Here is a 9023-nt window from a genome sequence, read left to right on the forward strand (position 1 = left end):
TCGTTGTCCAAGAAACGGGAGGCAGTTCATATCGTGCAGGCGGGGCCTCTCTTTGCCCAGCGCGAGCGCGCAAGGGTGGGGCTCTCCCCTATGCTGGATATAAGCCAGCACCGGAGCAGGAAGGGCACACCGCCATGAACCTCAACAAACTCTTAACTGCGCTACGGCAACGCAAAAACACCTCGGCCCACATCCAGCAGAGGCAGGCCAGGCGGCGCAAACGCTACACGCACGCTCTCGAACAATTCCTCGACGGACAACCCGCCGTACGCCTCGGCGCGGTATTCACGCTCGTAAACCTCGCGGACGGATGGCTCACTGACACCTCCCTCCCCACGCAAGTACGCCGCGAAGAAGCCCAGACCATTATCGACGCGCTGACCGGGTGCATCCGCACGCCCTACCCCCTCGCGCAGAAACGGCAGGTCTTAGAAGCAGACGAGGCCCCCGAAGGGTACGAAGGCGACTTTACGCGCGATCAGGTGGCGCTACGCGAGGAACAGCTGGTGCGCCGCACCGTCTTTATGGAACTCAGCCGCCGCTTCGCCGCGGTCACCGAGCGCAACGAAAAAGGTAACGGGGAAAGCCAGCATACGGTGCCGTCGCTATCGCCGACGTGGTCTGATTTGCGCTTCGACTTTGGTGGTGCGCCCATCTTCTACCCGTTGCGGCAGCTGCACTTTCAGAACGCCGACTTCGCCTCCGCAACCTTCTACGGACAGGCGGATTTCTCTGGTTCAACCTTCCACGGTGACACCAGCTTCTCGGCGGCACAGTTCACGGCTGACGCATCCTTCCACAGCGCAAACTTCAACGACTGGGTGGGCTTCAGCGCCGCACACTTCGCAGGCGCGGCAGAATTCGGCGAGGCACGCTTTGCGGACGCGGCAAGCTTCGCAACCGTGACCTTCACCGGCGAGGTTGACTTCTCAGACGTGGTCTTTTCAGCTGCGGCCGACTTCGGGGTAGCTTCCTTCGAGGCCGACGCCAACTTTTCACGCTTAAACACCGCAGGCATAGCCAGCTTCGCGGCGGTCACCTTCGACGGAAAGGCAGTATTCACCGCCTCCACGTTCCACGATGAAGCACACTTCGCCGCGTCGGTCTTCAACCAGCCTGCGGTGTTCTCCAAGTCGCTGTTCGGCGGGGTCGCGCGCTTTGCCGGTGTAGTCACCAAGCAGTCCGCAATGTTCAGCAACGTACGCTTTGCGAGCGCGGCGGACTTTAGCGGGGCGTCCTTCACGCAGTACGAGGATTTTGGTGGGGCGCGGTTCTACGGCGACGCCACGTTCAGCCGGGCGTCTTTTATTGCGCTTCCGAGGACGCGCTATGAGATGGACTTCCCGCAGTACGCGAACTTCGCTAACGCGGCATTCGCGCAGGGCGCCGACTTTAGTGAGGCGACGTTCACGGCATTTGTCGGCTTCGGTAGGGCGACGTTCGCGGGGGCGGTGAGCTTTAACGGGGCGAACTTTGCGGGAGCCTACTTTGCGGATGCGAAGTTCAGTCAGAAGGCTGATTTTAGGCAGACTAGATTCTCGTACGCTGAGCCGTCTTTTTGGGACTCGGAGGGTCAACAGAAGAGTGCCCGGTTCTCGGCGCAAGCGGATCCGCAGGATTACTTGTTCGAGGTGCGCCCGGAGAGCACGCACGGCTTCAGCTGCGGCACAGCAACGCTTCTTAATAGAACGTTCGTTCTCCCTCTCGGCACTGTGCTGTACGACCCGGATTCCTGGGACGAAGAGAAGCAGGACTACACCCGCATCAGTGAGCCTGCGCAGTAACACATAGCTCTCCCCCGCCGTCGGGGAAGCTCCTACACACGTACGGACCCCGCCCGCACATCCAGCGCTGGCGGGGTCTTCGTTATGACCGGGCGCAACTCATGGCAAGCAGCTTTACCCTATGCTGGAAGGTGAACATTCTCTCAAAGGAGATAGAGATAGGGATATGGTTAAAACGATTAAAGATTCCAAAAAGCCGCTGCAGGAACCTAGCTGGTGGAGTAAGTACTGGTTTTATACAGTCCTCATTTTGTTAGCCGTGATTGGGGTTCCCGGCGCTTTTTTCGTTCCCACGCTAATCCCTGGGCTCATCAATGATGGCAATAGCATTGTGTCCGTTCGTCAGGGTATTCTCGCAGTCTTAGCAGGAGCCCTTACCATGCTCACGCTCTCGGAGACCCATCGCAAAAATACCTATGAAAAGAGCAAGAATGAGCGGGACCATACCCGTCAAGTACTCGCGGAACGTCGTAGCCGCTATGCCAAAGCTGTCGAGCAGCTAGCTGACGAGAAAGCCGCCGTCCGTCTGGGCGGCATCTATACCCTTGCAGGTTTGGTCGATGAGTGGCTTACTGATGATGCTCTCGAGCTGGAAGAACAGCAAAAAGAAGGACAGGTTATTATCAATAATCTTTGTTCATATGTCCGTGCACCCTTCCCCCTGGTAGCAAAGACGGAATATCTTCAGTCTGATGTAGATGTAGCGCCTACTAATTATGTAGGCGACTTCACAGCAGATCAGGTCATGTTTCGTGAAGAACAGGATGTACGACGAACAATTTTTGCAGAAATTAGCAATCGCAGCGGTACCTTCACCGAAGATAAAAACGGAATTTTTTTTGTAACCCCTGGCGCGTGGAGTGAATTTGATTTCGATTTCAGTTGGGCACCAATTTTCTACCCTTTGAGTAACCTCACCATTGAAAAAGCAATTTTCTCTTCTGCCAGATTCTACGGTGACGCGAATTTCCTCAAGACATCCTTTATCCAGAACGTAGACTTTAGCCGAGCAACTTTTAACGGCAAGGCAAAATTTAACGGTTCAAAATTTGCTCAAGAAGCAACCTTCAACGAAGTGCTCTTCAACGAGGTAGCAGATTTCTCTGGCCAAGGGGATGTCAAAACCTTCTTCGGCGGGAAAGCTTCCTTCAACCGCGTAAAATTCACCCATGAAGCAAACTTCAACGAAGCAGATTTCGCTCAAAAAGCGTCTTTCAGGAACGTAGTCTTTACCCAGGAGGCAAACTTCTTCAAAACAGTTTTCCGCCAACATGCAGATTTCTATAAAGTAAATTTCGAACAACCTGCTAATTTCTTCGAAGCAAAATTTCTTGGGGAGAAGCGGGAACACTATGCAAACTTCTACGAAACTAGTTTCAAAAGTAGCACCGACTTCTGCAAAGTATTTTTTAAAAAAAATGCAGACTTCCGAGGTGCAATGTTTGAACAGGGCGCCGAATTCAAAGATTCATTTTTTGCAGAAGAAGCAGATTTCTATAAAGCAATTTTCAAAATGAAAGATGCAGACTTTACCAGAGTTACTTTCACTCAAGGAGCTGATTTCGCTAATGCAACTTTCCTCCAAAATGCGTACTTTACCAAAACTGTCTTTGATAAAATCGTAAACTTTACCCAGACAACATTCACTGAAAAAGTAAACTTCTGCAAAGCAACTTTCACCCAATATATGAAATTTAGCGAGACAATCTTTGAAAAAGATGCAGATTTTAGTTACGCAGTCTTCTCTCAAGATGCTAACTTCAGCAATGCATTTTTCCCTCGAAACGCTGATTTCAGCAAGGCAGTTTTCTTTCAAAACGCAGGCTTCCTCGGAGCAACTTTCGAAAAAGAAGCACTTTTCCCTGGGGCGGTCTTCGCCCAGGGCATGAATTTCTACAACACACACTTCAAAAGCTCGGAGCCCATATTTGTCATTGATAATTGCAAAGCTAGGTTCTCTGCTCTACCGGATCCAAATGATTATCTATTCTCATTTCCTGGAACAAGCGCACCTGTTCGTCTTGGGACGGCTAGGTTCCTTGATAAGTCATTCGCTATCCCTCTCGGAACTGTACTGTACGACCCAGGTTCCTGGGATGAAGATAAGAAGGAATATACTCGCATCAGCGAGCCCGCACAGTAACACCTATAGCACCATCCATTAGACGCAGCTCCCTCGAAGCCCCGCCACACATCACTGTAGCGGGGTCTTCATTTATGCCCGCAGGCAGCTCTCAACGAGTAGCCTGTACACTACACTGAAAGGTGACCGTTCCTTTCAGCGAAGACAGGAGAAACAAACATGCCAGAGAACGTCTCACCACCGTCTCCCAACGACCAGAACCAAGAAACCAAAAAACCACGTTTTAACTTATATACGTGGCTTTTTGATAAACCAGAGCGCTTCTTCTGGGTCATTGTTTCTCTTGGCCTCTTAGGAGGTTTAGCCGCTCTTATGGTGCCAAACTGTATTGACTGGCAAATTTCAAACAATAATTCTGCAGATATTAAGGCAGATGAGATCAGACAGAAATCTATCTCTGATTTACGCCTACACATCCTCTATATCACGGGTGGAATTATCGCGATTCTGACTCTTCTACAGAACAGCTGGAAAAATCAAATCGACCGCCGAAAAATTGAGGATGACATCCAGAAGAACAAGGATGATTACACCCGCCAGGTACATGCTGAACGCCGCAGCCGCTATACCAAGGCTGTAGAACAACTTGCGGACGCTAACTCTGCTATTCGTCTAGGAGGCGTTTATACACTCGTCGGTCTAGCAGATGAATGGCTTACTGATAAGGACCTCAAATCAAAAAAGCAACAAAAAGAAGGGCAAGTTATTATCAATAACCTCTGTGCTTATATTCGTTCTCCCTATGAATTTGCGACAGGCCAAGCTACTGCCAGAGAAAGGGAAGTTCGAAAAACAATATTTAATGAAATTTCCATTCGAACTAAAGAAGATTCACAGAAAGACAAAACAAACTGGAGTGATTTACTATTTGAGTTTCAAGGAGCAGTATTTTTCTACGAACTAGATCTCCAGGATATGGAATTCAAAAAGAATGTAGACTTTTCAGAGGCCAAGTTCTTCTACTCAGCAAAATTTAAAAATATTAATTTCAAGGGTGGTGTAAAATTTACATCTACAAAATTTTCAACTTATGAATCAACTCATGAAAATCACCTCACCTCTTTTAGCGATTGCTTTTTCCAAAATTCAAACTCTTTTGAGCGAGCCGAGTTCAATGGCGAAGTTCAGTTTTCTGACACGCATTTCAATAGCGTCGATTTTGGTGAATCACGCTTCTTCCAGAAGGCAAGTTTCTCAAACTTTATTTCCAATGAAACGCCTTCATTCACCGATGCGCTATTCACAATTTACAAATCTCATTACTTCAGATTCAAATATGATTTACCAGATTCCATAATTCCTTCAGGGGATTCTCCTCTAGTCTTTCCGGTATACCCAATAGAATTTAAAAATAACTCACAGGAAATACCAAAATATTCTCGCCTTTTCGACCCTAAATCAAAGAATCAAGAAACGGGAGATTATGAAAAAAGCGAACGTGCACAATAAATAATACCCAGAAGTCCCGCTTGTATATCCAATACATGCGGGACTTCTTTCTGTAAACCCGTGGCGAACAAATGGGAAAGGTGCATCGCTACGCTACGGATAAACAACCGCAATCCAATTTGATAGAAGAGTCAAATATATCTGGGTACATCTTTAATATTTAAGGCTGATTATGATTCCCCTCATATACATCATTTTGCAGATACAACAGTCTTATAAAGCGCAAATATATCCACAGCTGTTGCATTTTGAGTCTTGCGAGCACCTCCGCCCATTATCGAACCACCCAAAGACTCACCGCAAACACTCACCGCGCCTAACCTTCCACTACCCCACCGATACACTAGAACCATGTACCGAATCATGACTGTCTGCACCGGCAACATCTGCCGCTCCCCCGTCGGCGAATACCTCATCCGCCAGCATGCCCAAGAAGCCGGCGTGCCCGTCACCGTCACCTCAAGCGGCATCAGCAACGAAGAAGAAGGCAACCGCATCGACCCGCGCGCCGCCGCGCAGCTCACCGCCCGCGGTATCGACCCGTCCGCGCACCGCGCCAGCGTCTTCACCGTCGAGGACTTCGACCGCAACGACCTCATCCTCGCCATGGACGCACCCCACTACCTGCGCCTCAAATCCCTCGCCCGCGACGAGGCCGACAAAGCCAAAATCCGTATGATGCGCAGCTTCGACCCGAAGGTCACCACCACCCACCTGGACCAGCTCGGCATCTACGACCCCTGGTACGGTAGCGAACGCGACTTCGTGTACACCACCGACCTCATTGACGCCGCCGCACGCGGCCTCATCAACCACCTCAAGCAGAAAGGTGACGCGCAGTGAGTCAGCGTATTCCCCTGAACCAGAACCGCCGCGTCACCGGCACCACCGAAATCCTGGAACTCTGCAAAGACATGCTGCGCCTGGAGCACGGCATCGGCAACGACTTTGACATGGACACCGCCGAATTCACCGAATTCCGTGCACAGTTCCTTGCCGACTTCGCGCAGATCCCGCTGATTATCGGCATTGACGGCCGCAGCGGCACCGGCAAAACCAGCCTCGCCGCGCAGCTTGAGCAGGAGCTCACCGCCGCCGGCCACAGCGTGCATGTACTGCACCTGGACGACTTCTACCCCGGCTGGGACGGCCTCTTCGACGGCGTGGAGGCGTGGGACGCGCTGTCCGTGCAGCTGACCGAGGGTATTGCCGGGACCTACACCCCGTGGGATTGGGAGGCGGGCGCCCCCGGTGAGGTGCGCACCGTCGACCCGGCGGCTACGCAGGTCATTATTTGTGAGGGTGTCGGCGCGATTGCGGGCGCCTGCGAGGTGCGTATTCTCGCCACCGCCCCGGACGAGGTGCGTTACGAACGCGCCATGGCTCGTGACGGTGACGCGTTCCGCCCACACTGGGAACGCTGGGCGGCGCAGGAGGAGGCGCTACTCGCCGAAATCCCGGAGGACTACGCGACCGTGGACTTCATCTACGACAGCGCGGCGCAGTAACAGCCCCCTACAAGACAATAGGGCCCAATGCTTCGTGTATCTCGAAGCATTGGGCCCTACGGCTATTCAGAGGCAGTTTTACTGAGGCCCTGTTTTATTCAGGCATGGGAGCCGGGCTAGCGGATTCCATGCGGTCTTTGTCCCAGTAGGTTGAGGTATTGTCCGGCGCGTGTGTGGAGGCAGTACCGTCTTTTCCATTGCCCGGGTTGTTGTTAGAAAGTACAGCGAGGATTACGAGCAAGACACAAGCTACGGTCAGCAGGATGCATAGCAAATATTTGTAATAGTGTTTGCGCATCTGAGGTATCCCTCCGGTCGTATCGCGTGGTATGACCAACGTAAGTTATGCGGTCGCACCGAGCAATGCTTCTCAAGAATATTTCTCAAATATTTCTGCATGGGCTAGGGTGCTGAGCGGCAGGCTAAGGCAAACCGCTAAAGGGGCGGTGTTATCTCTCCAACGGAGCGTGGATAACACCGCCCCTTTGCTGTACCTACGCAGGCAGGCGGTATCGCCCGTAGTGACATCAGGGTGCCCGAGCTCTGCGAGGGCGGGTCCCCTGTAGGAACGAGGGCGAATACCGCCTCCCAAGCGAACCAAGTACGAAGGAACCAAGCAGAGCGCCCCAAACCGAAAAAGGTCAAACGTTTAACTTACGAAGCCACCCCCGATTCTGCTAGGGTGAAAAGGTTGTGCTTCTGGCCTGCGCAAGCTCATCCCCGGATCCGGCACCGCCGCATCCACTCTTTAGAGCCGCAGGCTCCGTTGCACGTGCATCACGCAGAAAGAAAAACTAAGACTAATGTCTTCGAAGTCGATTAAGACCTCTTTTGGGCTGTCGCCCCTTTTCATTGTTGTTCTGGCGTTGCTGACCGCTATTGCGCCGCTCGCTACGGACATGTACCTTGCCGCGCTACCTGCTGTCGCGGAGGACCTGAACACGACCAGCACGAACGCGTCCCTGACGTTGAGTGCGTTCATGGTCGGTATGGCGCTCGGCCAGCTGGTCGTTGGCCCGCTATCGGATAAGACAGGCCGCCGCAAGCCGCTGCTGTTCGGTGTGGTTGTCTGCTTCATCGCGACCGTGGCGTGTGGTTTCTCGCCGAACATTGAGCTGCTGATTTTTGCGCGTTTCATGATGGGCTTCACCGGTTCGATTGGTGCGGTGCTGGCGCGTTCTATCGTGGCTGATACGACTGAGGGCCTGGCGACCGCTAAGCTCATGGGCGTCATGATGATGATTAACGGCTTCGCGCCGGTGCTTGCGCCGCTGTTTGGTGGCTGGGTGCTGTCGTGGGGTAGCTGGCGCGATATTTTCCATGTGCTCGGCGTGGTGACCGCGATTATGATGCTCGGCGTGATCTTCGTGATTAAGGAGACCCTGCCGGTGGAGGAACGCTACCAGGGCACCGCCCTGAGCGTGTACTCGGAGCTGCCGAAGGTCTTCAAGATTCGCCGCTACCTGGGTTTCATGCTGACGATGTGCTTCGCGTTTGGTGCGCTGTTCTCGTATATTTCCGGTTCGACGTTTGTGTTGCAGAAGATTCTGGGCTTGTCCGAGACTGAGTTCACTATCGTGTTCGGTGTGAACTCGATTGGTATTGTGCTGTTCAGTGCGATTGCGACGAAGCTGGTGGGTCGTGTGGCGCAGCGCCGCATTGTGAATGTCGGAGTGGTTAGCCTGCTGGTGGTGTCTTCGCTGCTGGTGGTTAGCTTCCTTGTCGGTATTTCGCTGGTGCCGACGCTGGTTCTGCTGTTCCTGCTGACCAGCTCGTGCGGCCTGATTTTTGGTAATGCTTCGGCGTTGGCGTTGAACGAGGCGCGCCACATGGCGGGTAGTGCTTCGGCGGTGATGGGTACGGTTCAGGCGATGCTGGGCGCGTTGGCGGCGCCGCTGGTGTCGTTTGCTGGTGAGCATGAGTACCTGCCGATGGGCTTCTCCATTTTTGGTTTCGCGGTCCTGACGGCGCTGGTGCTGTGGACTACGCCGCGTAAGGATTCGGACTACTCGGCGGACGGTTTGAGTCACGGCGCTCCGGCGGCAGGCCACTAGCCGTTCATAAGTACATATCTGTATGCATGCCCAGGAGGGGCGGTGTTATCCGTAAGCGACATCAGGGTGTCCGAAGCGAAGCGAG

6 protein-coding genes are annotated in these 9023 nt (G+C 52.9%); all 6 read left to right on the top strand.

Annotation, left to right across the window (positions count from 1 at the left end; translation table 11 throughout):
* Positions 1–134: 134 nt before the first annotated feature.
* The 6 genes from HMPREF2971_RS06955 to HMPREF2971_RS06980 all read left to right on the top strand — a co-directional run bounded on the left by HMPREF2971_RS06955 (position 135) and on the right by HMPREF2971_RS06980 (position 8938).
* Positions 135–1784 carry a pentapeptide repeat-containing protein gene (locus HMPREF2971_RS06955; RefSeq protein WP_070692079.1) on the top strand — a complete coding sequence of 550 codons (1650 nt, stop codon included), beginning with the start codon at positions 135–137 and terminating at the stop codon, positions 1782–1784.
* A 166-nt stretch (positions 1785–1950) separates the two neighbouring features.
* On the top strand, positions 1951–3927 hold the full coding sequence (locus HMPREF2971_RS06960) for a pentapeptide repeat-containing protein (RefSeq protein ID WP_070692081.1): 1977 nt from the start codon (positions 1951–1953) through the stop codon (positions 3925–3927).
* Positions 3928–4086: 159 nt separating this feature from the next.
* On the top strand, positions 4087–5376 hold the full coding sequence (locus HMPREF2971_RS06965; RefSeq protein ID WP_070692083.1) for a pentapeptide repeat-containing protein: 1290 nt from the start codon (positions 4087–4089) through the stop codon (positions 5374–5376).
* 363 nt (positions 5377–5739) lie between these two features.
* Positions 5740–6219 (top strand): low molecular weight protein-tyrosine-phosphatase, encoded by a 480-nt coding sequence (locus tag HMPREF2971_RS06970; protein ID WP_246825085.1) that lies wholly within the window; start codon positions 5740–5742, stop codon positions 6217–6219.
* Entirely contained in the window at positions 6216–6884 is a 669-nt protein-coding gene (locus HMPREF2971_RS06975; protein WP_070692087.1) for a nucleoside/nucleotide kinase family protein, read from the top strand. Before HMPREF2971_RS06970 ends, HMPREF2971_RS06975 begins: the two co-directional genes overlap by 4 nt.
* 803 nt (positions 6885–7687) lie before the next feature.
* A complete protein-coding gene (locus tag HMPREF2971_RS06980; RefSeq protein WP_070692089.1) occupies positions 7688–8938 on the top strand; it encodes a multidrug effflux MFS transporter in 1251 nt (416 codons plus the stop codon).
* Positions 8939–9023: the final 85 nt, after the last annotated feature.

The organism is Rothia sp. HMSC066G07 (genome assembly GCF_001814485.1).
Taxonomy (GTDB): Bacteria; Actinomycetota; Actinomycetes; order Actinomycetales; family Micrococcaceae; genus Rothia.

What these genes read in the sequence shown, in the direction of transcription:
- HMPREF2971_RS06955 (WP_070692079.1), top strand. Translation starts at nt 135, where the DNA reads ATGAACCTCAACAAACTCTTAACTGCGCTACGGCAACGCAAAAACACC.
- HMPREF2971_RS06970 (WP_246825085.1), top strand. Translation starts at nt 5,740, where the DNA reads ATGACTGTCTGCACCGGCAACATCTGCCGCTCCCCCGTCGGCGAATAC.
- HMPREF2971_RS06960 (WP_070692081.1), top strand. Translation starts at nt 1,951, where the DNA reads ATGGTTAAAACGATTAAAGATTCCAAAAAGCCGCTGCAGGAACCTAGC.
- HMPREF2971_RS06965 (WP_070692083.1), top strand. Translation starts at nt 4,087, where the DNA reads ATGCCAGAGAACGTCTCACCACCGTCTCCCAACGACCAGAACCAAGAA.
- HMPREF2971_RS06980 (WP_070692089.1), top strand. Translation starts at nt 7,688, where the DNA reads ATGTCTTCGAAGTCGATTAAGACCTCTTTTGGGCTGTCGCCCCTTTTC.